This is a genomic window from uncultured Tessaracoccus sp., from assembly GCF_947286155.1.
GTDB lineage: Bacteria > Actinomycetota > Actinomycetes > Propionibacteriales > Propionibacteriaceae > Arachnia.
In genome coordinates this window covers 37,127-63,180 of the sequence record NZ_CAMYPD010000011.1, presented here as the reverse complement: position 1 = coordinate 63,180, position 26,054 = coordinate 37,127, and the positions used below count along the sequence as shown (strand labels likewise).

At 66.6% G+C, this 26,054-nt stretch carries 23 protein-coding genes and 1 pseudogene; 17 read left to right on the top strand and 7 right to left on the bottom strand.

Annotation, left to right across the window (positions count from 1 at the left end):
* The 6 genes and pseudogenes from Q0X68_RS04520 to hemL form a co-directional block, all read left to right on the top strand.
* A partial coding sequence (locus tag Q0X68_RS04520) for a uroporphyrinogen decarboxylase (RefSeq protein WP_297748187.1) occupies positions 1-870 on the top strand: 870 nt, incomplete at its 5' end.
* A complete protein-coding gene (locus Q0X68_RS04515) occupies positions 867-2,120 on the top strand; it encodes an NAD(P)/FAD-dependent oxidoreductase (RefSeq protein ID WP_297748184.1) in 1,254 nt (417 codons plus the stop codon). The genes Q0X68_RS04520 and Q0X68_RS04515, both read left to right, overlap by 4 nt.
* 9 nt (positions 2,121-2,129) lie before the next feature.
* Positions 2,130-3,011: pseudogene (gene hemC / locus Q0X68_RS13115) on the top strand (hydroxymethylbilane synthase); the annotation flags it as partial.
* Between the two features lie 69 nt (positions 3,012-3,080).
* Positions 3,081-3,755, top strand: coding sequence for a uroporphyrinogen-III synthase (locus Q0X68_RS13110; protein ID WP_366127727.1), 675 nt, complete (start codon positions 3,081-3,083; stop codon positions 3,753-3,755).
* 330 nt (positions 3,756-4,085) lie between these two features.
* Complete coding sequence (gene hemB / locus Q0X68_RS04505) at positions 4,086-5,009, top strand: porphobilinogen synthase (protein WP_366127725.1); 924 nt, start codon at positions 4,086-4,088, stop codon at positions 5,007-5,009.
* Positions 4,997-6,292 carry a glutamate-1-semialdehyde 2,1-aminomutase gene (gene hemL / locus Q0X68_RS04500; RefSeq protein ID WP_297748176.1) on the top strand — a complete coding sequence of 432 codons (1,296 nt, stop codon included), beginning with the start codon at positions 4,997-4,999 and terminating at the stop codon, positions 6,290-6,292. Before hemB ends, hemL begins: the two co-directional genes overlap by 13 nt.
* A 22-nt stretch (positions 6,293-6,314) precedes the next feature.
* On the opposite strand, the gene Q0X68_RS04495 is transcribed toward hemL, so the two are convergent.
* The 6 genes from Q0X68_RS04495 to nrfH form a co-directional block, all read right to left on the bottom strand.
* Positions 6,315-6,899 (bottom strand): TlpA disulfide reductase family protein, encoded by a 585-nt coding sequence (locus Q0X68_RS04495; RefSeq protein WP_297748173.1) that lies wholly within the window; start codon positions 6,897-6,899, stop codon positions 6,315-6,317.
* Entirely contained in the window at positions 6,896-7,807 is a 912-nt protein-coding gene (gene ccsA, locus Q0X68_RS04490) for a cytochrome c biogenesis protein CcsA (protein ID WP_297748170.1), read from the bottom strand. The genes Q0X68_RS04495 and ccsA overlap by 4 nt, the downstream gene beginning before the upstream one ends.
* Before the next feature lie 2 nt (positions 7,808-7,809).
* On the bottom strand, positions 7,810-9,255 hold the full coding sequence (locus Q0X68_RS04485; RefSeq protein WP_297748167.1) for a cytochrome c biogenesis protein ResB: 1,446 nt from the start codon (positions 9,253-9,255) through the stop codon (positions 7,810-7,812).
* Between the two features lie 13 nt (positions 9,256-9,268).
* Positions 9,269-10,036 (bottom strand): tetratricopeptide repeat protein, encoded by a 768-nt coding sequence (locus Q0X68_RS04480; RefSeq protein WP_297748164.1) that lies wholly within the window; start codon positions 10,034-10,036, stop codon positions 9,269-9,271.
* Positions 10,033-11,409 carry an ammonia-forming cytochrome c nitrite reductase subunit c552 gene (locus Q0X68_RS04475; RefSeq protein WP_297748161.1) on the bottom strand — a complete coding sequence of 459 codons (1,377 nt, stop codon included), beginning with the start codon at positions 11,407-11,409 and terminating at the stop codon, positions 10,033-10,035. The genes Q0X68_RS04480 and Q0X68_RS04475 overlap by 4 nt, the downstream gene beginning before the upstream one ends.
* Before the next feature lie 68 nt (positions 11,410-11,477).
* Entirely contained in the window at positions 11,478-11,975 is a 498-nt protein-coding gene (gene nrfH, locus Q0X68_RS04470; protein WP_297741151.1) for a cytochrome c nitrite reductase small subunit, read from the bottom strand.
* 470 nt (positions 11,976-12,445) lie between these two features.
* Here nrfH and mutA point away from each other — a divergent pair, with 470 nt between their 5' ends.
* From mutA to Q0X68_RS04445, 5 genes are all read left to right on the top strand, one after another.
* Complete coding sequence (mutA, locus tag Q0X68_RS04465) at positions 12,446-14,317, top strand: methylmalonyl-CoA mutase small subunit (protein ID WP_297748158.1); 1,872 nt, start codon at positions 12,446-12,448, stop codon at positions 14,315-14,317.
* The gene (gene scpA / locus Q0X68_RS04460; RefSeq protein ID WP_297748155.1) at positions 14,314-16,497 is read left to right on the top strand and encodes a methylmalonyl-CoA mutase; all 2,184 of its coding nucleotides are present in this window, start codon (positions 14,314-14,316) and stop codon (positions 16,495-16,497) included. The genes mutA and scpA overlap by 4 nt, the downstream gene beginning before the upstream one ends.
* Positions 16,498-16,653: 156 nt before the next feature.
* The gene (locus Q0X68_RS04455) at positions 16,654-16,977 is read left to right on the top strand and encodes a hypothetical protein (RefSeq protein WP_297748152.1); all 324 of its coding nucleotides are present in this window, start codon (positions 16,654-16,656) and stop codon (positions 16,975-16,977) included.
* Complete coding sequence (locus tag Q0X68_RS04450) at positions 16,977-17,822, top strand: hypothetical protein (protein ID WP_297748149.1); 846 nt, start codon at positions 16,977-16,979, stop codon at positions 17,820-17,822. The genes Q0X68_RS04455 and Q0X68_RS04450 overlap by 1 nt, the downstream gene beginning before the upstream one ends.
* Positions 17,822-18,325 (top strand): hypothetical protein, encoded by a 504-nt coding sequence (locus Q0X68_RS04445; protein WP_297748146.1) that lies wholly within the window; start codon positions 17,822-17,824, stop codon positions 18,323-18,325. The genes Q0X68_RS04450 and Q0X68_RS04445 overlap by 1 nt, the downstream gene beginning before the upstream one ends.
* Before the next feature lie 22 nt (positions 18,326-18,347).
* Here Q0X68_RS04445 and Q0X68_RS04440 read toward each other — a convergent pair whose 3' ends face one another.
* Entirely contained in the window at positions 18,348-19,322 is a 975-nt protein-coding gene (locus tag Q0X68_RS04440) for a hypothetical protein (protein WP_297748143.1), read from the bottom strand.
* Positions 19,323-19,525: 203 nt separating this feature from the next.
* Here Q0X68_RS04440 and meaB point away from each other — a divergent pair, with 203 nt between their 5' ends.
* Genes meaB through Q0X68_RS04410 form a run of 6 tightly spaced genes read left to right on the top strand, consistent with a single transcriptional unit; the run spans position 19,526 to position 26,035 of the window.
* Positions 19,526-20,569 (top strand): methylmalonyl Co-A mutase-associated GTPase MeaB, encoded by a 1,044-nt coding sequence (meaB, locus tag Q0X68_RS04435; protein WP_297748140.1) that lies wholly within the window; start codon positions 19,526-19,528, stop codon positions 20,567-20,569.
* Between the two features lie 47 nt (positions 20,570-20,616).
* Positions 20,617-21,309, top strand: coding sequence for a DUF3662 and FHA domain-containing protein (locus Q0X68_RS04430; protein ID WP_297748137.1), 693 nt, complete (start codon positions 20,617-20,619; stop codon positions 21,307-21,309).
* A 4-nt stretch (positions 21,310-21,313) separates the two neighbouring features.
* Positions 21,314-21,784 carry an FHA domain-containing protein gene (locus Q0X68_RS04425; protein WP_297748134.1) on the top strand — a complete coding sequence of 157 codons (471 nt, stop codon included), beginning with the start codon at positions 21,314-21,316 and terminating at the stop codon, positions 21,782-21,784.
* 3 nt (positions 21,785-21,787) lie between these two features.
* Positions 21,788-23,212: a PP2C family serine/threonine-protein phosphatase gene (locus Q0X68_RS04420; RefSeq protein WP_297748131.1), complete on the top strand. Its 1,425-nt coding sequence runs from the start codon at positions 21,788-21,790 to the stop codon at positions 23,210-23,212.
* A 1-nt stretch (position 23,213) separates the two neighbouring features.
* The gene (locus tag Q0X68_RS04415) at positions 23,214-24,608 is read left to right on the top strand and encodes an FtsW/RodA/SpoVE family cell cycle protein (protein WP_297748127.1); all 1,395 of its coding nucleotides are present in this window, start codon (positions 23,214-23,216) and stop codon (positions 24,606-24,608) included.
* 38 nt (positions 24,609-24,646) lie between these two features.
* The gene (locus Q0X68_RS04410; RefSeq protein ID WP_366127723.1) at positions 24,647-26,035 is read left to right on the top strand and encodes a penicillin-binding protein 2; all 1,389 of its coding nucleotides are present in this window, start codon (positions 24,647-24,649) and stop codon (positions 26,033-26,035) included.
* Positions 26,036-26,054: the final 19 nt, after the last annotated feature.

The following is a 26,054-nucleotide window of genomic DNA, read 5'->3' as shown; positions in this document are numbered from 1 at the left end:
CGGCCTGAGCTCGCTGCCGAGATCACGATGCAGCCCGTCAGGCGGCACGGGGTGGACGCGGCGATTTTCTTCTCTGACATCATGACGCCCCTCGTGCTGGCCGGGGTCGACGTCGACATCGTGCCTGGGGTGGGGCCCGTGATCGACGAGCCGGTGCGCACCGCAGCCGACGTGGCGCGGATCACGTCGCACCGCATGGACGACCCGTCGGCGATCACCGAGGCCGTGCAGATTCTCGTCGACGAGTTGGGCGAGGTGCCGCTCATCGGGTTTGCGGGCGCGCCGTTCACGCTCGCCGCGTACCTCGTCGAGGGGAAGAGCTCGCGCGATCATCTCGCCGCCCGCACCATGATGCACGCCGACCCTGCGGCGTGGGAGCGGCTGCTCGCGTGGTGCGCGGAGCTGTCGGGGCAGTTCTTGCAGGTGCAGGTCGACGCCGGCGCGCGGGCGGCGCAGCTGTTTGATTCGTGGGCCGGGTCGCTCAGCCGGGCCGACTACGTCGCTTCCGTCGCGCCGCATTCGGCACGGGCGCTGGCCGCGGTAGAGGGGCGGGTGCCGCGCATTCACTTCGGTGTCGGCACGCGCCAAATCCTGTCTGACATGGCCCAATGCGGCGTCGAGGCCCTGGGTGTGGACTACCGCACACCCCTCGACGAGGCCGCCCAGCTCGTGCCCGGCCTCCCGCTGCAGGGCAACATCGACCCGGCCATGCTGGCCGCCGGCTGGGATGCGCTGGAGGCGCATGCCCGCGATGTCGTCGAGCGGGGCAAGGCCGCCCCGGCGCACGTCGTAAATCTCGGCCACGGCGTTCCCCCCACCACCGACCCGAGCGTGCTGACCGACCTCGTCGCGCTCATCCACGAACTATGAGCGCCGTCGTCGTCGGGGGCGGCCTAGCGGGGCTGCTCGCCGCGAGGAAGCTCGTCGAATCTGGGCACGACGTTGTGGTGCTCGAAGCGGCGAACGCGCCGGGCGGGATGATCGCGCCCGTCGAGGTGGGCGGCGTGCGCGTCGATGCTGGCGCGGAGGCGTTCGCCACCCGCAGCGCGGCCGCGCAGGCGCTGTGCGCGGAGTTGGGGCTGGAGGTGGCCGGGCCAGCGGGGCAGCCACACGTGTGGTGGAGCGACCGCATCGTGCCACTCGCCGACGGCGTGCTCGGCATCCCGGGATCGCTCGACGATCCAGCATTGGGGGTGCTGACCGCGGATGAGCGCGCGCAGGTGGAGCGAGACCTGAGCCTCGACCGCAGCGTCGGCTCCGACGCCACCACCGCCGGCCAGCTCGCAGAGGCGCGCATGGGCCGAGGCGTCGTCGAAAAGCTCATGGCGCCGCTCACGCGCGGCGTGTACCGCTCGGACCCGATGGATGTGCGCCTCGACGTGTTCGCGCCGAAGCTGCTGGAAGCGCTGGCCGCGGAGGGGTCGCTGCTGGGCGCGGTCGCCGCGCTCCGGCGCCCGGGACAGGCGGCGGTGGCGCAGCCCGTCGGGGGGATGTTCCGCCTGATCGACGAGCTGGCGGCGCCGCTGGATGTGCGCTGCGGGTGCGCGGTGTCCGCGGTGGAGCGCGACGGCGCCGAGTTCGTCGTGACTACGGGCGATGGTGAGTTGCGGGCCGAACGCGTCGTGCTCGCTACCCCCGGCGCGGTGACGGCGCGGCTGCTGGCCGGGCTGGGCGCGACGGTGTCGGAGCCTGCGGCCACCACGCCATCGCAGGTTGTGCTGGTGGCGAGCGACCACCCAGAGCTCGGCGCGGACCCCGTCGGATCTGGGCTGCTGATGGGCGAACGCGACGACGCCATCGTCGCGCGGGCGCTCACGCACTACTCGCGCAAGTGGCCGTGGGTGGAGGGCGTGCACGTGTTGCGGCTGTCGTACGGCGGGGCGGAGGCGCCGTCGCGTGAGATGGTGGCTGCGGATGCATCGGCGCTGACCAAATTGGATTTGAGCGGCCACATCCGCGACGTCGTCGCCATCTCGCACGAGATGCCCGGGCGCATCGCGGCCGACGAGCGCGAGGCCGTGCTGGATGCCGCGGCGTCCGTCGGCGTCGACGTGGTGGGCGCGTGGCTCGACGGCAACGGCATCGGGCCAGTGGTTGAGGCCGCGGAACGGATTCGGTGAGGAGCCGGCATGCATTTGAGGCTTGGCACGCGGGCATCGCTGCTAGCGGTAACCCAATCGGAGCTCGTGGCCGACCAACTGCGGGCGCTCGGGCACACCGTCGAGCTGGTGCGTATCCGCACCGGCGGCGACGTGGAGCGCGGCTCGCTCACAAAGCTCGGCGCGCTCGGCGTGTTCGCGGCGGAGCTGCGCACCGCCATCCTCGATGGGCGTTGCGACTTCGCCGTCCACTCGCTGAAAGATCTCCCCACCGCGGCGGTGCCGGGGCTCGTCGTGGCCGCCGTGCCTGAACGAGCCTGCCCGCACGACGCGCTCTGCGCCGCCGGGCGCCGGCTCGACGATCTGCCCGCCGGCGCGAAGGTGGGCACCGGGTCGCCCCGGCGGGTAGCCCAGCTGCGCGCGCTGCGACCTGACCTCCAATACGTCGACATCCGCGGCAACGTCGGCACGCGCCTGGCGCGGGTCGCCGACGGCGATCTCGACGCCGTCGTGCTCGCGGCGGCGGGGCTTCGTCGGTTGGGCATGGCGGATCAGATCGACGAGCTGCTCCCCATCCTGCCCGCGCCCGGCCAAGGCGCGCTGGCGCTCGAATGCCGGGCTGACAACGCCGAAGTGCTGCAGGCCCTGGCTGCCGTCGACGACGCCGACGCGCGGCGGGCCGTGGAGGCCGAGCGAGCGGTGCTCGCCGGATTGGGGGGCGGCTGCGCGGCGCCCATCACCGCGCTCGTAGCCGACGGCGTACTGCGCGCCGGGGTGTTCGCGCTCGACGGGCGGTCGTCGGCGCTGGTGGAGCGGCCGTTGGCCGACGGTGTGGCCGATGAGGCGGTGCGCGCGCTGCTCGACGGGGGCGCGGCAGACGTCGCGGAACTGGATGCGACGCGCCCGTCGCGGCTGGCCGAACTGCACGACGATGCCTCGCTCTGGCGAGGGGAAACGCCGCTGGCGGGGGTGCAGGTGTTCATGCCGCGCGCCGATGGGGCGCTCGCCGACGGGCTGCGGGCCACGGGTGCGGAGGTGTTCTGCCAGCCGGTGCAGGAGGTGGTGGATGTGCCGCTCGTCGGGCCGCTGCCAGCAGCTGATTGGGTGGCTGTGACTTCGGCAAACACCGTGCAATGCCTCGCCCGGCGCGGAGTCGGACTGCCGGAGGGTGCGCGCGTGGCTGCGGTCGGAGCGGCGACGGCGAAGGCGCTCGAGGCGGCGGGGTACGTCGTCGATCTCATCCCAGAGGGAGAGTCGAGCGGGCGCGCACTGGCTGAGGCGTTCCCCGATGGGCCGGGCCGCGTGCTGATTCCAGGCTCTGAGCTTTCCTCTCCCACGCTCGCCGACGGGCTGCGCGCGAAGGGGTGGGAGGTCGACGTCGTGCCCATCTACACCATGGCAGCGCTCGATAGCGTGCCTGACGAGGCCCTTCGCGCCTGGGGTTCCGGGCAGTTCGACATTGTGGTGGTCACGTCGGGGTCCGTTGGGCGGGCGTTCGACGCACTGCTCGGGTGGCGCGACGACGTGCGCGTCGTCGCGTTTGGTGAGCCGTCGCGGCGGGCGCTCGACGCCGCAGGCGTCCCCGTCGCCGCCACCGCGGCCACGCAGGATGTGGCCGGGCTCGTCGAAGCCATCGGGAGCACCCACGAAAGTTGACCGTTATCCTCCACCAAAAGCTAACGAGACCCGCTTTTCGAGCATTTTTTACAGGTGTGGAGGATAACGGTCATTCGGCGGCGCCCGCCGCGCTGCCGCGCGGTCTGCCCGCCATCGCTACCCGTCCGACCAGCACGCCCGGCCCCATCCGTCCGGCGCGGCGCCACGGCCCCACCCGTTTTGACCGTTTTCCTCCACGCGCGAAGAAAAACCGCCAAAACAAGGGGTCGTTAGCTTCTGGTGGAGGATAACGGTCAGGTTTTCCGAGGTAACGTGGGTGCCATGACCCACATTCCCTTCCGCCCGCGCCGCTTGCGCACCACCCCGGCCATGCGCAGGCTGGTGCGCGAGACCCGCGTCCACCCTAGCCAGCTCGTACTTCCTGCCTTCGTGGCCGATACCGAAGGCGACATCGCTTCCATGCCCGGCGTCCGGCGCCACACCACTGAGGGCATCAAGCGCGTCGCGGAAGACGTTGCGAACGCCGGCCTCGGCGGCATCATGCTGTTCGGCGTGCCTTCCGACGAGGTCAAGGATGATCGCGGCTCGCAGGCATGGGCCGAGGACGGCATTCTGCAGCGCGGCATCGCCGCTTGTCGCGATGCAGTGGGCAACGACACCGTCATCATGGCCGACACCTGCCTCGACGAGTTCACCTCGCACGGACACTGCGGGTTCCTCGCCGACGACGGCTCCGTCGACAACGACGCCACCCTCGCTGCCTACGCGTCGATGGCGATCGCGCAAGCCAGCGCGGGGGCGCACGTCGTCGCACCTTCAGGGATGATGGATGGCCAGATCGACGCGATCCGCGCTGCGCTCGACGGGGAGGGCCACATCGACACCGCCATCCTCGCCTACTCCGCAAAGTACGCGTCGAGTTTCTACGGCCCGTTCCGCGAGGCGGTCACTTCGACGCTGCAGGGCGACCGTCGCACCTACCAGCAAGACCCGGCCAACCGCCGAGAGGGCGTGCGCGAAACCCACCTTGACTTGGCCGAAGGCGCCGACATGGTGATGGTGAAGCCCGCCGGCTACTACCTCGACGTGCTCGCCGACGTGGCGGAGATTTCCGACGTGCCCGTCGCTGCGTATCAGGTGTCTGGCGAATACGCCATGATCGAGGCGGCCGCTGCGAACGGCTGGATTGACCGCGAGCGCGCCATCGATGAGTCCGTCACCGCCATCGTGCGGGCAGGCGCCGACATCGTGCTCACCTACTGGGGATTGGAGTTGGCCTCATGGCTGAAGTAATTGACATGGACACGCTGTTTCGTCGTGCGAAGGGCGTCATCCCTGGCGGAGTGTCGTCGCCGGTGCGCGCGTTCGGTTCGGTGGGCGGCACGCCGGTGTTCGTCGCGAAGGCGCGCGGTGCGCACGTCTTTGATGTGAACGGCCAGGACTACGTTGACCTCGTGTGTTCGTGGGGTCCGGCGCTGCTGGGCCACGCGCACCCCGAGGTGGTGGCCGCGGTGCAGGAAGCGGCGGCGAAGGGGCTATCGTTCGGCGCCCCCACCAGCGCCGAGGTGGAGCTGGCCGAGCTCATCCGCGAGCGGGTGCCCGCCGCCCAGCAGGTGCGGTTCGTGTCGACGGGCACCGAGGCGACGATGACCGCCATCCGCCTGGCGCGCGGGGCAACCGAGCGCAGCAAGATCGTCAAGTTCGCCGGCTGCTACCACGGGCACTCCGACGCGCTCCTCGCCGCTGCAGGGTCGGGGCTGGCCACCCAGGGTTTGCCCGGTTCTGCTGGCGTAACACTAGCCGCAGCGGGCGACACCATCGTCGTGGAGTACAACGACGTCGACGCGCTGCGGGCGGTGTTCGCGCAGGCGGGCAGCGAGATCGCGTGCGTCATCACGGAGGCGGTGCCGTGCAACATGGGCGTGGTGCCGCCGTCGGAGGGCTTCAACCAGGAGATTCGCCGCCTCACTGAGGAGCACGGCGCGCTGATGATCGTCGACGAAGTGCTCACCGGGTTCCGTACCGCGCCGGGCGGGTGGCTGGGGGTTGAGGGTGGCTATACGCCCGACCTCGTCACGTTCGGCAAGGTGGTGGGCGGCGGCATGCCGCTGGCGGCGCTCGCCGGGCGCGAAGATGTCATGCAGCTGCTGGCCCCCGTCGGGCCCGTGTATCAGGCCGGAACGTTGTCGGGGAATCCGCTCGCGACGGCGGCTGGCATCGCCACGCTCCGACTCGCCACCGACGAGGTGTATGCCCATGTCAATCGCGTTTCGGAGCAGCTGCAGGGGGCGGTGCACGACGCGCTCAACGCCGCGTCGGTGCCGCACGTGGTGCAGCACGCGAGCAGCCTGTTCTCGGTGTTTTTCCGCGGCGAGCCGGTGCGCAACTACGAGGACGCGAAGGCACAGGACACCGCCGCGTTCGGCCGGTTCTTCCACGCGATGCTGAGCCAGCACGTCGCGCTGCCCCCGTCGGCGTTCGAGGCGTGGTTCCTGTCGGCGGCCCACGACGACGAGGCCATCGGCCGGATCATCGACGCGCTCCCCGCCGCTGCCAAGGCCGCGGCCCAGGGCTGAGCGCGGCGGGCGCCCAGACGACTCATCCGCCCACGAGCCGGTCCAGATGCTCCTCGATGGTGTCGGCGGACAGCGCCCCGAACGCCAGTTCCTGCACTGTCCCGTCGGCATCGATGAAGTAGTGCGCCGGGATCGCTCGCACTCCGTACGATGCCGCGAGCTTCTGCGACTCGTCTGGGATGGCCGTGAACGTCAGGCCCAGTCGTTCGTTGTACGCCCGCACCGTCTCCTCGTCCTCGCCGAGATAGACCCCGACGATTTCCACGTCGTCGCGCGCCTTCGCTGCGGCAGCGACGTCGGGGGTCTCGGCGCGGCACTGCTGGCACCATGAGGCCATGAACACCACCCAAGTGGGCTTGTCTGCCGCGGCAAGGTCGAATGCGCCATCCAATGACGCAGCGGCCAGCCGGGGGGCCTGCTCCCCCACTAGGGGCCGCCGTTGAGCCCCAGCGACTTCCACCGTCGACGATGCCCCCGGAGGGGCCCCCTCTCGCCCGGAAGATCCGACAAACTGGTTGCCGACGATCAGCGCCATAGCCGTGATCGCTACGACGATGAGCAGTCCGACGAGCCCGCCGCGGCCTTGCGTGTGCTTAGCGGTACTCATGCGTAGGAGTGCAGTCCGCCGAAGAAGAGGTTTCCGAAGTAGGTGAAGATGATCGCGGCGAAGCCAAGCACCAACAACCACGCCGACCGTTTCCCGGTCCAGCCGCGCGTCACCCGCGCATGGAGATAGGCACCGTAGACCAGCCAGGTGACGAGCGCGGCCGTCTCTTTCGGATCCCAGCTCCAGTAGCGACCCCACGCGATGTTGGCCCACAGCGCGCCCAGCACGATCATGATGGTGAGCAGCGGGAACGTCGCCACCACTGACTTGTAGCCGATCTCATCGAGGATCTCCTGCTTCGGCCATCCCTTCCAAGGCACGTGGGGACCGAGCAGGTACATCACCGCGGCACCGAAGCCGACTGCGGCCGCACCGTAGGCGAGCGCTGCGCAGAACACGTGCGTGGTGAGCAGCGGCGAATTCTGCAGCGCTGGCATCAGCGGCTTCGCCTCATAGGAGAGCGTCGTGGCGTAGAGCAACATGCCGAAGATCACTGGCAATACGCCCAGCGCGAGCGTTCGCACTCGATACTTCCACTCCACAAGCACGTGCGCGAGGATCATGCCCCACGCGAACGACACGGCGAACTCGTAGTGGTTCGCAAACGGAGCGTGCCCCGTCGAGATCGCGCGTGTGATGAGCGAAGCGGTGAGCAGCAGCAGACTCACACGCATCAGCGCTGATCCGAGCCACACGGTGCCTCGCGACGTTCCCCCTCGCTTCCCCTGCTCAGGCTCGTCCGCCGTCGACGCCGCGGGGTCGGCGTCGGCGCCTACGAGCGCCGTCTGCTTGACGCGGGCCGTCGCCTTGGCCTGGTGAGAGAACCAAAACGCCACCACATAACACGCGAACGACACCAGCGTCAGAACGGTCGTCGCGATAAGTAGTAACTGTGCAGTTTCGAGCATGGCTACGCCTTTCGTTCAGTGCCTTCCGTGGCGCCTTGGATTGAGCGGGCGAGTTGGTCGAAGAGCCGGCGCCGCGCCGAGTCCGGCTTGTCGGGGGTGGCCATCTGGATGCGGGAGCCGTCGCCGTCGGGGGTGACACGCACCCACTGTCGGCGGTGTGGCAGCCCCATCGTGAGGCAGGTTCCGACGATCAGCAGCGCGCACCCGATCCACACGATGACCGTTCCCGGGTCGCGCTTGACGATGAGGCTCGTGTACTGCTGCTCACGATCAAAACCGACGGTCAACTCCCCCACTTGCGCGCTCGACCCGGCATCAACGATCGCCTGCCCCAGTGGGGTGCGGGAATCGACAGGGTAGGTTTCCACGCGCACCTGGCCGGCCTCGAGGCCAGGGACCCGTGCGCCGGAGGCGTTGGCGATGACGAACACCTCCACACCCTGTTCCTCAAGCACGGCCACGCCGTAATGGCCCCGCTCGTCGGGCGTAGTCCAGGCCAGCGGGACCCCGTCGTGGAAGAGCTCTTGGCCCTGCGCATCCAACACGGTGATAACCGCTGAGATTCCGAAGGATGCCTGGTGGAAGTAGATGCCGTCGATGATGAGGGGATCGTTGACGCGTACCATCTGCCGCGAGAGCTCCGCGCCGTCGCGGCTGACGACGAGGTCGGAGACGTAGTCGATGGGGGTACCCCATTGGTCGTCGTAGGTATCGGTGAATGACCTGGCCTCGGCGGTGAGACCGGTGCCGTGGCCCACATCGCGGGGGATCCCGACGGTGAGATCGAAGTTGTCAATTCGGAAGCCTGCGAACGAGCTCACGAGGAAACCAGCCATCACAACCACGTAGCCCAGGTGCGCTGCCGCGGTACCGAACGGTGCCCAGTGGAAACGGTCGACATAGAGCGTCTCCCCGTCTTCATCCGCGATCACCCTCTGCCCAGATTTGCGCAGCGCGGCGGTCGCGGCGGCCAACGCGTCGGCTTGGCCCTTCGGGGAGTGAATCTCTGTGGTCAGCTTCGCGTGCTCGTAGAAGGTGGGGCGCACGTGGGTGTGCGGCCGGTAGGCCTTGCGGTACAGCAGCGGCAGCCGATGGGTGGTGCAGGCAATGATCGACAGCGCCAGCAGCGCGGTGACGGTGAGGAAGATCGGCGAGGAGAAGATGTGGAAAACACCGAGTGCGTCGACGACGTCCGTCCAACCGCCGTAGATGGGCCGCACCTGTTCGAGCCAGGCGGCTCGTTGGGCCGGATCGAAGCGGGCGGAGTCAGGCATCTGCCGGGCCAACACTCCAAGCAGGGTGAGCAGTCCCGTCGCGAGGATGAGGATGAGGCCCACCAACTTGTTGTAGAAGAAGGCGTACAGCTTCGCCAGCAGATGGCTCGGCGCGACTTGAATGTCGTCGTCGAGCGCGTCTCGCATTTGTGGACGCTCCTGCTGCTGCAACATGGGCCATCTCTCCTCAGGCTAGGCGGTCGATGTGCTGTGAGGCCGTCTTGGCCAGTTCCGAGTCGGGCGCCACCTCGAGCAGCTTCTCCCACGCGGCCTTCGCCTTCTCGATGTCGGCCGGTTGTTTGGCCATGTGGACGAAACCCAGGTTGTAGTAGCCCTCGGGCTTGTTCGGGGCAATCTTTGTGACCTGCGTCCAGCGCTGTTCCGCACCGGCGATGTCGCCGGTGTTGAAGCGGTACACGCCGCTCGAGAGGAGCGCATCAACGTCATCGGGCTTCACGACGAGCAGCTTCTCCCAGCAGTCGTAGGATTCCTGCCACTGGCCCGCTTCCTGATAGAGCGTGCCCAGCTCGCGCAGCGCTTCGACGTCTTTGGAGTTCTGCTCCAACCGCTGCTTCAACTCGCCCACACGTTTGGTGTCGAGTTCCTTGAATGTAGTCTGGCCCGCACCCATCGAGGGCATGCCCCCGGTTGGCGCATCGGGTGCAGGTTCGGGGGCCGGACGACCCCAGGCCTGCACCAGCAGCACGATTGCGGCCGCGAGCAGCGCGACGAGGACTTTGTTAATGCCCTGCGCAACGGTGGCCGGCTCTCGCTTCGGCTTCCGGTCAGTCGACTCCTCGGCGACGATGCTTTCATCGTCTTGGAGTTCCGCTAATCCGGGCGCAGACGACAGCCCGTCGCGCTGCGCGTCAGCCCATTCCTTCAGTTCGGGCGGCGCCTGGGCAAGGAACTCGTCGAGCGCCTGAACATCGACGCTGCCGCTAGCGCCACTCATCCGTTCTGTCCGCTCGCGGTCACCGGGCCAACGTCGATGCCGTGGAGGGCGAGCTGACCCTTGCGGGCGTAATCGGTGGCCTGGTTGAGCAACGAGGTCTGATACTGCGGGGCGTGGAAGCCGTGGCTGTTCTCGGAGACGTTCATGTCGATCAGGAACTGTGCGTTGCGCTGGAAGTCACGGGCCTTGGTCAGTGCTGCCGGATCAGCGGTGTCCTTGTTGGCCTCGATGTCCTTGATGAGGGCGTCGAGAGCGTCGAAGGCGACGTCGACCGAACCCTGCCAGCGTTCCTGAATCTTGTCGACGCGGGCCTGCATCTCATCCTCGGTAGCGTTGTGGCAGGTGAGGCAGGTCTGGTTGATCGACTCTTTGCTGCGCATGGGGCTGGCGATCTGATGGTCGGTGATCTTCTGCGCACCGTCACGCTTGTAGGCCATGTGGCAGTCCGCGCAGCCAACACCGTTGGCCGCGTGGGCGCCTTGAGACCATGTCTCGAAGTCAGGGTGCTGCGCTTTGATCACGTTCGCGCCCGTGAGCTTGTGCTCGAAGTCGCTCCAGCCGACCTCGTCGTAGTACTTGATTGCGTCGTTGGCCTCAAGGCCGTGGGTCCATGGGAAGGTGAGTGTCTTCTCCTCACCCTTGAAGTAGTACTCGACGTGGCATTGAGCACACACAAACGAGCGCATCTCCTGGACGCTGGCATCGCGGTTGACATCGTAGTCTTTGATGCCCTTGACATTTTCCATGTAGCGGGCGATGCCCTCGATAAACGCGGGGCGGGTGGCGCGCAGTTTCATGGTGCCGGGTTCGTGGCAGTCGATGCAGGCGATCGGGGCCTTGGCGTGCTGGGCGGCTTCGTTGTAGGGCAGCTTGTTCATCGCAGCCCAGCCAGCCTCGCGGTCGCCGTTACCGAGAGAGTCCATGACCTCGGGAAGCGAGGCGTGGCAGTTCAGACAGGCGCCGGGCTGCTCGAATTCCCGCACGCGACGGGTGAGCTGCTGATCCTCCAGCATGTACTCATGGCCACGGGGCTTGCGGTAGTCGACGGAGAACGCATAGCCCTGCCACATCGTCACCAATCGCGGATCCAGCTCGAGTTTGCTCGTCGCGACGCGCGTACGGGGGTCGTTCTTGGTGGGCGTGTGTTCGACGGTCTTCTGCGGATCCTTGCTCATCTCCTTCGTGGCGATGTGCCCTTCGTACTCACGCGGGAAGTTCTTACCCCACACCTCCGCGTCGTAGGTGGTCTCGTCGACGTTCACGACGTGAGTGAACGGTGCCTTGGCATCCTGCTTGTTTTCGAAGATGGTAGTGAGGAACCAGGTGAGTGCAGCCGCACATGCTGCGACCAGCACCAGCACCAGAATCGGCACCCAGCGGGCCTTCGGACCGACCCAGAGTTTCTACTCAGGTTTCTTGGTTGCATTGTCAGTCATGTTGTTCACCTCTTGTGACCCACGCCGTCGTGGCATCGAATGCAGGAGAGTTGTTCGCCGCGAGCGGCCGAACCGTGGGCAATGTCGTCGACCATCGCCCCATGGCAGTAGACGCAGGAATCCTCGACGATTCCCCTGTTGTGGTCACGAATCTTGATGTTCTCCGGGTAAGTGCCGGTCGTGAACCACAGTGAGTGGAAGAAGCCGTTGTCGGCCTTGTTGATGTATTTCGCCACGATGGAATCGTGCGGGGTGTGGCAGGAGTTGCAGGTAGTGACGTCACGGTGCGATCCCCTTGCCCAACCCTCATATTGTTCGTTCATCGCATGGCAGGCGACGCACGTCTCCGAGCTGTCTCCGAAGTAGTTGAAGAATCCGGAGTAATGAAAGGTGAAGCCCGTGACGCCGATCGTCACTCCGATCAACGCTGCGAGCGTGACGCCCATCCACCCCGTGAAGGCATGGGTGAAGTCGTGCCACCGTCGTTGGATCCAGCGGCCCATCGTCTACCCCCTTGATGCTCGTCGGGTACGGTTGAACGGGCTACTACTACTCGTAGTGAGTCAACTATACGACAACGCGTAGCAGGCCGTGCCGTTGGGGCGAAATTACACCGACGATTTCTCCGCCGCTCAACGCCGAGGCGATAGCGCCCGCGGATCTTCCCGCATTGCCCAACCATTTCCACGAGACGCTTCCCGACGACGTCTCGTCGCGTGCAGGCACCTGCAACCTGTGCGGCAACTGAGCGGATCATGTGTCACCTGCCTCCCGACGACGCCTCGTCGCGGCTAAGCTAGTGACACATGTTCCGGAACTGAGCCGCACAGGTTACCTCTGCCCGACGGGGTCCGCGCCGGCCGGCAGCGCACCGGCGTGAGCCCAACCTGCACCCGAACGCGCGAGCAGAATGAGCACCTACTAGGGTTGGGTATGTGGGCCCGGACCGGGCCCGAGACCCGGATGGAGAGCTATGAGCGCTGAGACGCAAGACTTCAACCTGGCCGCCGACTTCGACACCCCCACCCAGGATCAGTGGGAAGAGCAAGTGCTCAAGGTGCTGAATCGGAGGCGGCCAGAAGGTAAAGAGTTAGACATTGAGCAGGCCTACAAGCGTCTGACGAGTCACACGGTCGATGGCCTCGAGATCAAGCCGCTGTATAAGAAGGAAGACGGCGTGGAGGAGCTGGGATACCCCGGCGTCGCCCCCTTCACGCGCGGCTCGACGGTGCGCACTGGCCAGATGGAAGGGGCCTGGGGAATCGCCCAGCTCCACGAGGACGGCGACACTGCCTTCACGAAGAAGCAAATCCTCGCCGACCTGGAGCGCGGCGGCACGTCGGTGTTCCTGCGTGTCGACCCCGACGCCATCGCGGCAAGCGACGTCGCCACCGTCCTCGACGGTGTGCTGATCGATCTCGCCCCCATCTACCTCACTTCCAAGACGCAGCAACTCGACGCGGCGAAGGCCCTCGTCGACGTGTTCGCCAAGGGCGACGCCGACAAGGTTGCCGGTAACCTCGGCATCGACCCGATCGGTGCCGCAGCGCTGGCCGGCACCGAGCCCGACCTGAGCGTGCTGAAGGAGGCCGTCGAGCTCGCGAAGCCGTTCGCCAACGTGCGCCCGATCGTCGTCGACGCGACGATCTACAACAACGCCGGCGCAGGCGACGTGCACGAACTGGCCTACGCCATCGCGGTGGGCGTCGAATACGTCCGCGCGCTCGTCGACGCCGGTCTCACCGCCGACGAGGCGTTCGGCCAGATCATGTTCCGCGTGTCGGCAACCACCGACCAGTTCCTCACCATCTCCAGGCTGCGCGCAATGCGCACCCTGTGGAGCCGCGTGGGCGAGGTGTTGGAGGTTTCCGACGACAACCGCGGCGCGATCCAGCACGCCGTCACCTCGCTGCGCGAGCTGACCCGCTCGGATGCCTACGTGAACATCCTGCGCGCGACGATCGCGTCGTTCGCGGCGGCCGCCGGCATGGCGGAAGTGCAGACCGTCCTCCCCTTCGACACCGTTTGGGGGCTGCCGGGCGAGTTCTCCCGTCGTATCTCCCGCAACGTGCAGGTGCTGCTGTCGGAGGAATCCAACGTTGGCCGCGTGAACGACCCGGCTGGCGGTTCCTGGTTCGTCGAGTCGATGACCGAGCAGATGTGCGAGGCCGCGTGGAAGGTGTTCCAGGATCTCGACGCCGAGGGCTTCGCGAAGAAGCTCGCCGACGGCACCGTCGCGGCCCAGCTGGATGAGCTGAACGTCAACCGCGCGAAGCTGCTTGCCACCCGCAAGCTGCCCATCACCGGCACCTCGACGTTCCCGAACCACCTCGAAAAGGACGTCACGACGGTGCGCCCCCGCCCCGAAGCACCTCAGCTGAACGGGCTGAAGCCGATCCGCGACGCGGAGGTCTTCGAGGCCCTGCGCGACCGCGCAACTGCCGCGAAGGAAGAGGGCAACACCCCCACCGCGTTCCTCGCCTGCATCGGTCAGCGTCGCCACTACGGCCCCCGCGAAGGCTTCACGTCGAACCTGCTCCACGTCGGCGGCATCGAGACGCAGCTCGTGGAGAGCACCGACCCGCTGGAGTTCGCACGCCAGTTCACCGAATCGGGCGCCAAGCTCGCGGTACTGTGCTCGAACGCCGCCATGTACGCCGAGCACGGCATGGCAGTAGCCAAGGCCCTCAAGGAGACAGGCGCCCAGCGCGTCCTCCTCGCGGGTCAACTCAAGGAGCTCGGAGCAGAAAACCCCGAATCCGTCATTGACGGCAACGTCTTCGACGGCATGGACGTGGTCGAGCTGCTCGAGTCCGCTTTCGACCTGATGGGAGTAGCCAAGTGAGTTTCCCTCGTTTCAACAATGTTGATCTCGGCCATGCGGTGCCTGGCAAGGATCACCACAAATACGACGAAATCCTCGAGGCAGCCGGCTACTCAGAGGGCTGGCAGACGCCGGAGCAGATCCTCGTTCCGCCGCTCTACGGCGACACCGATCTGAACGATCTCGACTTTCTGCACACCTACCCGGGCATGCCGCCCTTCCTGCGCGGCCCCTACCCGACGATGTACGTCAACCAGCCGTGGACCATCCGCCAGTACGCCGGATTCTCCACCGCTGAGGAGTCGAACGCGTTCTACCGTCGCAACCTCGCCGCTGGCCAGAAGGGTCTGTCGATTGCATTCGACTTGGCCACGCACCGCGGCTACGACTCCGACCACCCGCGTGTGGCCGGCGACGTCGGTATGGCCGGTGTGGCCGTCGATTCCATCCTCGACATGCGTCAGCTGTTCGACGGCATCCCGCTCGACCAGATGTCGGTGTCGATGACGATGAACGGCGCGGTGCTGCCCATCCTGGCGCTGTACATCGTCGCGGCGCAGGAACAGGGAGTGCCATACGAGAAGATGACCGGAACCATTCAGAACGACATTCTGAAGGAGTTCATGGTCCGCAACACGTACATCTACCCGCCGCAGCCGTCGATGCGCATCATCGCCGACATTTTCGCGTTCACTTCGTCGAACATGCCGAAGTTCAACTCGATTTCGATCTCCGGCTACCACATGCAGGAAGCCGGCGCGACGGCGGACATCGAGATGGCCTACACCCTGGCCGACGGCGTCGAATACATCCGCGCTGGCGAGTCGGTGGGCCTGAACGTCGACCAGTTCGCGCCGCGTCTGTCGTTCTTCTGGGCGATCGGCATGAACTTCTACATGGAGGTCGCCAAGATGCGCGCCGCGCGCATGCTGTGGGCGAAGCTCGTGAAGGAGTTCGGCCCGAAGAACCCGAAGTCGATGAGCCTTCGTACGCACTCGCAGACCTCCGGCTGGTCGCTGACCGCGCAGGACGTCTACAACAACGTCGCGCGTACCTGTATCGAGGCCATGGCCGCGACGCAGGGCCACACGCAGTCGCTGCACACGAACGCCCTCGACGAGGCCATCGCGCTGCCAACCGACTTCTCGGCCCGCATCGCCCGCAACACCCAGCTGTTCATCCAGCAGGAGTCCGGCACCACCAAGACCGTCGACCCGTGGGCCGGCTCGGCGTACGTCGAGCGCCTCACCCGCGAGCTCGCTGGCAAGGCATGGGAGCGCATCCGCGAGGTTGAGGAAGCCGGCGGCATGGCTAAGGCTATCGAGGCTGGCATCCCCAAGATGCGCATCGAGGAAGCCGCCGCCCGCACCCAGGCCCGCATCGACTCCGGGCGCCAGAGCCTCGTCGGTGTGAACCGCTACCAGGTGGAGGACGACGAAGAGCTCGAGGTGCTCAAGGTGGACAACAAGTCCGTCCGCGAGCAGCAGATTGCGAAGCTCGAGCGTCTGCGTGCTGGCCGCGACGAGGAAGCCTGCCAGGCTGCCTTGGAGCGCGTCACGTGGGCTGCGGCGAACCCGGATCCGACGGATCCCGACCGCAACCTGCTGCAGGTATCCATCGAGGCAGCGCGCGCGCAGGCCTCCGTCGGCGAAATCTCCGACGCGTTGGAGAAGGTATTCGGGCGGTACACGGCGCAGATCCGTACCATTAGCGGTGTGTACCAGGCAGAATCCGGATCCAGTGAGTCCGTCGACGAGGCCCGCAAGCTCGTCGCAGAGTTCGAGAAGAAGGAAGGCCGACGCCCGCGCATCCTCGTCGCGAAGATGGGCCAGGACGGTCACGACCGTGGCCAGAAGGTGATCGCGACGGCGTACGCCGACCTGGGCATGGACGTCGACGTAGGCCCGCTGTTCCAGACCCCCGAGGAGACCGCACGCCAGGCCGTCGAATCCGACGTGCACGTCGTGGGTGCCTCCTCGCTCGCCGCCGGCCACCTCACCTTGGTGCCGGCCCTGCGCGAGGAGCTGAACAAGCTCGGCCGTCAGGACATCATGATCGTCGTGGGTGGCGTGATCCCGTCGCAGGACTTCCAGGAGCTCCGCGACCACGGCGCCGACGCGATCTACCCGCCCGGCACAAACATTCCAGAGTGCGCCGTTGACTTGCTGACCAAGCTCAACGAGCGTCTCGACGCGGAATGATCGGCTGATCGCAGCATCGTGGGCCCGTTCCCTTCCAAGGGGCGGGCCCACAGCCTTATCGGAGGCGTGGCACCATCTCGCCCCGCTGCCTCTGAGTAGCAGCACTCAGCTACGCTGACACCCGACGCACCTAGCCTTCAAGGTTGAGGAGGCATCATGATCCGTTTCACACCGTCCGCCTGGCGTCGCGGCGGCGAAGCCGTCGAGCACGCCGCCGACGCGGTGCACACCAGCGCGCACTCGTTGCGCACTCCCTTGCTGCCCGACGGTGACCTCGAGGCGCTGGAGCTCGTAGGCCATGCGTCGAGGATTGATGCTGCCGCCTACCGCCTCGACGCAGCCATCGCAGGCGCCTTAGCGCAGCGGATACACGATGCAACGACGCTCGCCCGCGAGGATGCGGCCCGTATGGTGGAGACGGCCAGGGAGTACGAAGCCATCGAGGCGCGCTCGGCCGACGTGTGGGCTGAGGAGATCTGATGGACGCCCTCGTCGAACTCGGGCTATCAGTACCCCACCTCACACCCGACGCGTTCCGCGCCCGCGCCGACGCGCTCGTCGCGCTCGCTGAGGCCGCAGGCACCGCCGCCTGCGACGTGCGGGCAGCCACGCGCACCGTGCTCGACAGCAACGCAAGTCCGACGGCCGACGCGTTCGCCGCCTACACCGCCCGCCCCGACGGCAGCGCGGCCAAGCTGGGTGAGCTCGCCGCCGACGCCCGCGTCGTGGCCAACAGCTACGTTGAGGCGGCCGAAGCGACGTCCCGGGCGCTCGCAGAGATCAACGCGCTCGATGCGAGGTACGCAGCCATACTCGACGCCCTTGGCGGCACCGACGCAGCCACGCGCGCACGCTGGTGCACCGCGCTGCTCCCCGCCGCTCGCGAGGAGCTGGCCCACATCGAGGAAGCCGCCGTCGAGGCGCTCCACTGCGCTCTCGGCCCGCACGCAGGCCACGGCGTCGCCGCGCCGAGCTTCGAGGAGCGCTGGCGCTCCATCATCGACGACGCCCCCGCCCGCGCCGCGGAGGTCATCGTGATGGCAGCCGAACGCGAAGCCCGCCAGCTCGGCATCCCCGATACCGCCGTCGAGGTCACCGCCCTCGACGGCCCTGCTGGCTATGACTGGGAACGCCGCACGGTACTCGTCGCTCCGGAAACGCTCGAACTCCCTTCCGCGCTCGACGCTCTCCGCCACGAACTCCACCACGCGCGTCACGGCGAGCCGATCACCGCCTTCCCGACATTGCAGCCGGACGCTGAGGCGAGCCACTGGCTCGACGAACGCTCCGGTGTGCCGCCGCTGCCGGCTCGAGGTCGGGCGTAGTGAACCCACTGCCCGAACCGATCGAAGCAGCGTACGCCGCCTACCAACACGTCGGCGACGCTGCCTCGCTCAGCACGCTGCATCAGGCCATCGTCGCGAGCCCCGACTACACCCGATATCTGTCGTGGCTGCCGGCGGTGGAGATCTTTCTCGAGAAATCCAGGGAACACGACGCCGTCCGGCTCCTGGAGGAGCATCTGCCCGCGGGCTTCTTCAGCCCCGTGGTGCACGCCTATCTCGCGCGAGGGTTCCTGGCGCTCGGCGACATGGATCGGGCCCGCGCCGAGGAGCAACTGGCGTGGCACGCGCTCGGCACGATGGTGCGCTCGGGTGACGGCACGAAACAGTCACCGTGGCGGGTGCTGTACGTCGACGACGTGCACGCGCTCTTGGCGCATCAGCAACAGCGCCCTCGCCGTCAGCGCACCGACGGCGACCTCGACATCATCACGTGCACCGACGGCACCACGTACTATTTCGCGTACCTGGGCGAGCACCGCTGAACCGCCCCGCGCAGCGAGCTCGCTACCGGTTGACACCCGTGGGCGGCATACCCGGCGAGGGGCGACGATTCCCGTCGCTGTGGCTCTCGCCCGGCGTCGGCGTGCTGGGGTTGGCCGACTGCGTGGCACTCGGCGACGGCGCCTCCGGGCTCTCGCTCGGCGAGGGTGCCTCCGGGCTCTCACTCGGCGACGGCGCGTCCGGAGATGGGGATGGGCTGGGCTCCTCGACGGTGTACGTCACCGCCGCCGCGGCTTGCGCACCGGAGCTGCCGATGCGCGCCTGGTTCGTCACGGTGTAATTGCCGGGCTTCGTGGCGGCCGTGAATTCGCGAGTGTCGCGGAACGTAACCGGCTTGCCTTCCACCGTCCACTGGGCCCTGCCGAGCGTTACGGGGGCGCCACCGTCGAACGTACTTTCGACGACCACTTCGCGGTTGGTCTGCGTGGGGTTGAGCTGGTACGCGGTGCTCGACTTCACGGTGCCCTCACCGCCAGCACCTGACCACGCGATGACGGCGTCGATGCTGGCTTGTTCGTGCGGCTCGGCGTCGCCGGACAGGATGCAATCGTAGGCAACGGTAGCGCTCTCGCCTGCCTTGACGGTGACCGTCGGCGTAGCAGCCTCGCAGGCCCAGGCGGCGTCAGAGCCCTCCACCGTTACTTTGATGGAGAGCTCATCGGAGGGGCTGGGGTTGGTGATCGATACGTTGCCGGCAATCACGGCGCGCGTGTATTCATAGTCGCCGGGGGTGGCCACGACGGCGTACTGCGTGGAGACTGTGGATCCGCCCGGCACTGTGCCTAGCGACGACTTCGATGCGGTGTTCGTGATAGACCACTGGTACTGCATCGCTACGTCGGGGTTCGCGGATACCTGCGCGACAGGCTCCTCGGCCGCCGATGCCTGGCCGGGAAGAGACGCAAACACCAACGCCATCACTCCAGCACTCGCAGCGAATACCCGAACGTGTTGCTTGGAACGCTCGATGTGCATCACGCACTCACCTTTCTTCCAAGGGCACAGCTCGCCCAATATTACCTGACGACCGGGGCACTCCCCAGTAACGACCACATCACGGGTGCAATCGGCCGGGGTGAGGTGCCCGCCATCGGGTTCCCACGAGGTGTTCACGTGATGCTGTCTCGACCCAGCCGCACCCACCGTCGGAATTGTCGGAGGCCCGAGATAGGGTTGATGACGTGCGCAAGATCAACGTCGACGAACTGGCTTCTCACATCCGCGAAGGGTCGCGAGGGCACATCGCTCGCGCCATCACCCTCGTGGAGTCCACCAACCCTGAGCACCGTCAGCTGGCCCACCAACTGCTGCGAACCATCGCCCCTGAAACGGGCAAGGCGTTCCGGGTGGGCATCTCGGGCGTGCCTGGTGCGGGCAAATCCACGTTCATCAACGCCATGGGCATCAAACTCGTCCAAGAGCGTCACCACAAGGTGGCCGTGCTCGCCATCGACCCCAGCTCTTCCCGCACCGGAGGCTCCATCCTCGGCGACCGCACCCGCATGGGCGAGTTCGCGTCGCTCGACGACGCCTTCGTCCGTCCTTCACCATCGGCCGGGCATCTCGGCGGGGTGGCGCGCGCCACCCGCGAGTCCATGCTGGTGCTCGAGGCGGCTGGCTACGACGTCGTCCTCGTCGAAACGGTGGGCGTGGGCCAGTCGGAGGTGGCGGTGTCGGGGATGGTCGACACCTTCCTCATGCTCCAGGTGGCGCGAACAGGCGACCAGCTGCAGGGCATCAAGCGCGGCATCCTCGAACTCGCCGACGTCATCGCCATTACCAAGGCCGACGGCGACAACGAGGGCGAGGCGCGCGTCGCTGCTCGAGATCTGAGCATCGCCATGAAGCTCGTCACCAGCGACACGGAGAAGCGACGCGCCCCCGTACTCACGTGCTCCAGCTACACCGGCGCGGGCCTCGACGAGGTGTGGGACGCCGTCGTGAAACACCGTGAAGAACTGGAAGCGCAGGGCGTACTCACCCGACGTCGCCTCGAGCAGCAGCGCGAGTGGCTGTGGAATATGGTGCGCGGCGAGCTGGAGGAGGCCCTGCGCACGTCGCCGTCGGTGCAGGCCGTCGCGGCGGAGGTCGAGGCCAAGCTCGCCACGGAAGAGCTCAGCGCGCTCGAAGGCGCCGAGCAGGTGCTGGCGGCGTTCGCGAACTCCGTCGACACGCTCGGCTGGGCGGGCGACGACGTCGAGAGTGCGGCCTTGCACGGCAAGTAGGTACACTTGCCGAGGATTGGGCCAGTAGCGAGCGAGAGGAGGATCCCGTGGGCGTCTTCGACAAGGCGGAACGCAAGATCGATTCTGTGGTCGGCAAGGTGTTCGCGCGCGCTTTCAAAGGCGACGTGCAGCCCGTCGAGATTGCCGCAGGCATCCAACGAGAACTCGAGGCCGAGTCGAAGCTGCTCAGCAAGGGCAAGCGTCTCGTCCCTAATCACTTCCTCGTCGGCCTTTCGCAACACGACTATGAGCGTCTCTTCCCGTACGCTCGCACGCTGAACGCCGAGATCCTCCCTGGTATCCGCGAGCACGCCGCCGAGAACAACTTCGTGTTCAGCGGCCCGATTGTCATCGAGTACGAGCTGCAAGAGCACCTCCCCACCGGGCAGTTCACCATCCGTAGCGAGGCCGTCGAAGGAAAGTCCGACGCCAGCGCGTCGGGCGGACGACTCGTCGTCGAGGTGCACGGTGTGCGCCATCCCCTCGTTCCGCCGGGCCTGGTGGTGGGCCGTGGAGCCGATTCCGACCTACGTCTCAACGACCCGGGTGTGTCTCGTCGACACGCGCTCATCACGGTGTCTGGCACACCGGAGCGCCCTGTGGTGACGATTGAAGATCTAGGCTCCACCAATGGCGTCACCGTCAACGGCACGAAGGTCACGAAGACGGCTCTGAGAGAAGGATCACGCATCGAGATCGGCAACACGCGCATGCTGGTGCACGCGCCGTCGGAGATGTAACCGCGTGTCCGAGCTCATCGTTGCGACGACGAAAATCGTCTTCCTCTTGCTGTTGTGGCTGTTCATCTTCTTCGTGGCAGGCACAATTCGCTCCGACGTATTCGGCCGCCGTGTCCCCGCATCATCACTCAGCGCCATCCCAGCCGATCGCGGGCGTCCTGAACATCACCGCCTCCAGCATGTGCCCACGCGTTTCGCCATCACGAACGGCCCGCAGCAGGGCATCGCCGTCGAAGTGCAACCGACGATCAACCTCGGCCGCTCCGCTGATTCGACCCTGCTACTCGACGACGAGTTCTCCTCGGCCCGGCACGCCCAGCTCGTGCAGCGTGACCAGGAAACCTGGCTCGTGAGCGATCTCAACTCCACCAACGGCACGTTCGTCAACGGCAAACGCGTCGGCGACGAACCCGTGCCCGTCACCGTCGGCGACGTGGTCCGTATTGGCCGCACCCTGATGCGATTGGAGGCCTGAGGCATGTACTCCATCCGCTGGGCCGCCCACTCCGAGGTCGGGCGCGTGCGCAAGAACAACCAGGACGCGGCCTACGCGTCGCCGACGATGCTCCTCGTGTGCGACGGCATGGGCGGCGCCGCAGCCGGCGACCTGGCCTCCGCCGTCGCCGCCACGGAAGCCAAGCGCACCGACCGCAGGCTTAGCGACCCCGACGACATGCTCGCCGCCATCGCTGGCATTATCAACCGCGCCAATCTCAAAATCAGCGACCTCGTGGAAGAAGACGCCTCTATCGACGGTATGGGCACCACGTTCTGCGGGGCGATGTTCAACGGCGAGCAGTTCGCCGTCGGGCATATCGGCGACTCCCGCGGCTACCTCCTCCACAACGGCGAACTCACCCAGTTCACCCACGACCACTCCTGGGTGCAATCGCTCATTGACGAGGGCAGGCTCACCCCCGAGCAGGCCGCCACGCACCCCCATCGCTCCCTCATCCTGAAGGTGCTGAACGGGCAGGAGGGCTTCGATCCCGACCTCACCCTCCTCGACGTCGCTGAAGGCGACCGCCTGCTGTTTTGTTCCGACGGGTTGAGCGGCCTCGTCGACGACGCCACCATCCGCAACGTGCTGGCCAGCCAGGATGTCGACGACGCCTGCGTTGAGCTCGCCGGACTCGCCAACGAACACGGCGGACACGACAACATCACCATCGTCATCGGCGAGCTGGTGCCACAAGACGATGCGCTCGACGAACGCCCCGGTGAGCTGTTCGGCTCCGCCATCGAGGTGGAGGTGCCGAAGATCGGCGCCCTGGCTGCGAAATCTGGTAAGCCGAGCGGGTATCCGTCGGCCCCGAAGCCCGCGCCGGAAGCCGAGGCCACCGAGCAAACACCCGACGAGAGCGCCCGCTATGCTCCCAAAGACTCCGGGCGAGGATGGGTTGGCCTGTTCTCGGCGTGCATGGCCGTTGCGCTCGTGATTGGCGTGGGGGCCTGGGGCCTGGAGCGTTTCGTGAGTTCCCGCTACTACATCGCGCCTGCGGCGGGCACCGTCGCCATCTACAACGGCATGCCGGGCTCGCTGCTCGGGATGCCGCTCAACACCGTCGCAGAGAGCACCGACGTCGCCGTCGATGACCTACCCAAGTTCCATCGCAACGCGGTCAATAACACCATTGCAGTGCAAGATCTTGACGCGGGCAGGGCCACAGCGGAGCAGTTGCGCGGCCTCGCGGAGCGCTGCCGGGCGGTGCGGGACCAGCGGCTCAAACCCGTCAATGCTGCTCCCTCCCCCAGCCCGTCGCCGACGGCCGTCGCGTCGGTTCCTGGCCTGCCGGTGCCGGAAGGCCAGGAGCAGGCGAACGACGTTGAAGCCGGCTTCCCGACGCACCTCGCCCCCATGACGCCTACCGCCACGGCGGAGGCAGACCCCGAGAGCTGCTGACATGAGTGTTGCTGTCCAGCCTGAGCTGTCAGGCGAGGTGATCGTCTACCGGAAGCGCCGCGGGGTTGAGCTCGGGTTGCTGCTCCTGGCGCTCGCCATCGGGTACGGCAGCTGGGTTACCGTGCACCTGAATGTGACCGGCGCGTTGCCGCTCGACTGGGTGCGCGCAGCCATCATCTGGTTTGGGCTCGGCATCGCTGCGCACATTGCGGTCGGGTGGAAGCTGCCGTACGCCGACCCAGTGCTGCTGCCGTCGGTGTTCCTACTCAATGGCATTGGTCTGGCGATGATCGCCCGCATTGACCTCATCCCCGACGTGCCGAAGCACGACGCCGAAATGCAGCTGGTGTGGACGCTGCTCAGCGTGGCCGTGTTCATCACCGTCGCCTGCTGGATGCCCGATCACCGTCGCTTGCAGCGCTACCCGTATCTGCTGTTTCTGTTCTCGCTGTTCTTGTTGTTGCTGCCGCTCACCCCGCTCGGCGTTGAGCTGAACGGTGCGCGCATCTGGATTCGCGTCAAACAGTTCAGCTTCCAGCCTGCCGAGATCGCGAAGATTGCGCTCGCCATCGCGTTCGCCGCCTACTTCTATGAAAAGCGCGACGTGCTCGCCCTCGCCGGCAAGAAGGTGCTGGGCATCACCATCCCCCGGGCGCGAGACTTCATCCCCATCGCCATCATGTGGACGATGGCGCTCATGGTGATGGTGTTCCAGCGCGACCTGGGCATGGCGCTGCTGATCTTCGGCCTGTTTACGGTGATGCTCTACGTCGCCACGCAGCGCGCATTTTGGCCCATCCTGGCCTTCCTCATGTTCATCGCCGCAGCAGCAGCCGCATACCTGTTCACCTCGCACGTGCCGAAGCGCGTGCACAACTGGTTGGATCCGTTCGCCAACACCGACGCGAACGGGCAGATCATCAATGGTCTATTCGGCATGGCTTGGGGCGGGTTGTTCGGCCAGGGATGGGGCGAAGGCCGACCAGGGCTCACGCCGCTGGCGAAGAGCGACTTCATCGCCACTGCGCTGGGCGAAGAGATCGGCATCGTCGGACTGATGGGCATCATCCTCGTGTACACGTTCATCATCATGCGCGGGCTGAAGACCGCGCTGATCTGCCCCGACGGTTTCGGCAAGCTGCTCGCGAGCGGGCTCAGCTTCATCCTCGCGCTGCAGGTGTTCTCGATTATTGGCGGCGTCACGCTGTTGCTGCCCCTCACTGGCCTCACCACGCCGTTCATGAGTCAGGGCGGGTCGTCGCTGCTCGCGAACTGGTTGCTCGTCGGCTTGCTCATGGTGATCTCCCACCGGGCGCGCATGCCGCAAGCCGCCACCGCCACTCCGCAGATGATGGAGGCGAGCGAGGGTGATTCGACGGAGTTGATCGCCTCGTGAACGGACCGCTGCGGAAAGTCAGCATTTTCGTCGCGTGCATGATGGCGGCGCTACTCATCAACCTCACTGTGCTCGTCACAGTCCGCCAGCCTGGGCTGCTCGACCATCCGCTCAACCGCCGGGTTCGCGACGCCGAGTTCGCGCGTGACCGCGGCGCCATCCTCGTCGGCAACGACCCCATCGCCGAAAGCGAACCGACCGGGCATGCCGTCGTGCCCTATCAGCGCAGTTTCACCAATGGCCCGCTGTGGGCGCCCGTCACCGGATGGTTCACGCGCATCCATGGCGCCTCCGGCCTGGAGCTGTCGTACGCACGCGACCTGGCGGGTACCGCGTCGGAACAGACGTTCAACCGTCTCATCGACATGGTCACCGGCAAAACCCCCACCGGTGCCAACATCTCGACGACGCTCAACCCCGGCGCGCAACGCGCGGCCATGAAGGGGCTCGGCGACTCCAAGGGGGCAGTCGTCGCGCTCAACTATGAGACGGGCGAGATCCTCGCGCTGGCTTCCACGCCGAGCTACGACCCCAACGAACTGAGCGGTCTGAATACCGGTGAGGTGAGCGAGCGCTGGCAGCAGCTGCTCAACGCGGAGGATGAGCCGCTGAAGAACCGTGCGGTGCGAGAGATCTATCCTCCGGGATCGACGTTCAAGCTGGTGACCGCTGCTGCTGCGCTCGAGCACGGCATCAGCCCCGATACTAAGATCCCGTCACCGTCGTCGCTGCGTTTGCCGGGCACCAACCACTCACTCGGTAACTCCACGAACTGCGGCGGCGAAACCACCACGCTCGAGAACGCGCTGGCCACGTCGTGCAACACCGCGTTCGGGCAGCTCGGACTCGATCTGGGTGCCGACACGATGAAAGACATGGCTGAGCGGTTCGGCTTCAACCAGGACAGCCAGATCGACATCCAGGCTGCGCGTTCGAAATACCCCACCGACGCCGACCAAGCGCAGACCGCGCTGAGCGCGATCGGCCAGTTCGACGTCGCCAGCTCCCCGCTACAGATGGCGCAAGTGGTGGGCGCGATCGCCAACGACGGCAAGATGATGAAGCCGTACCTGGTGAAGGACGTGGTGACACGCGATTTGCAGGTGCTGTCCAGCACGAAGCCGACGGAGCAGTCGACGCCCATCTCTGAGGCAACCGCGAAACAGCTCCAGCAGATGATGCAAACCGTCGTGCGGGAGGGTACGGGGCGCTCGGCACGCATCGACGGGGTCACGCTCGGCGGCAAGACGGGCACGGCGCAAACGTCGAAAGAGCGCGCACCGTATGCGTGGTTCGTCGGCTACGCAGAAGACCCGAAGGTTGCGGTGGCGGTGTTCATCGAAGATGCAGGGGTGGCCCGCGACGACATCTCAGGTGGGCGGCTGGCAGCGCCAATCTTCCGTTCCGTAGTGCAGGCTTTACAATGATGCGCCTTGTAATCGGACG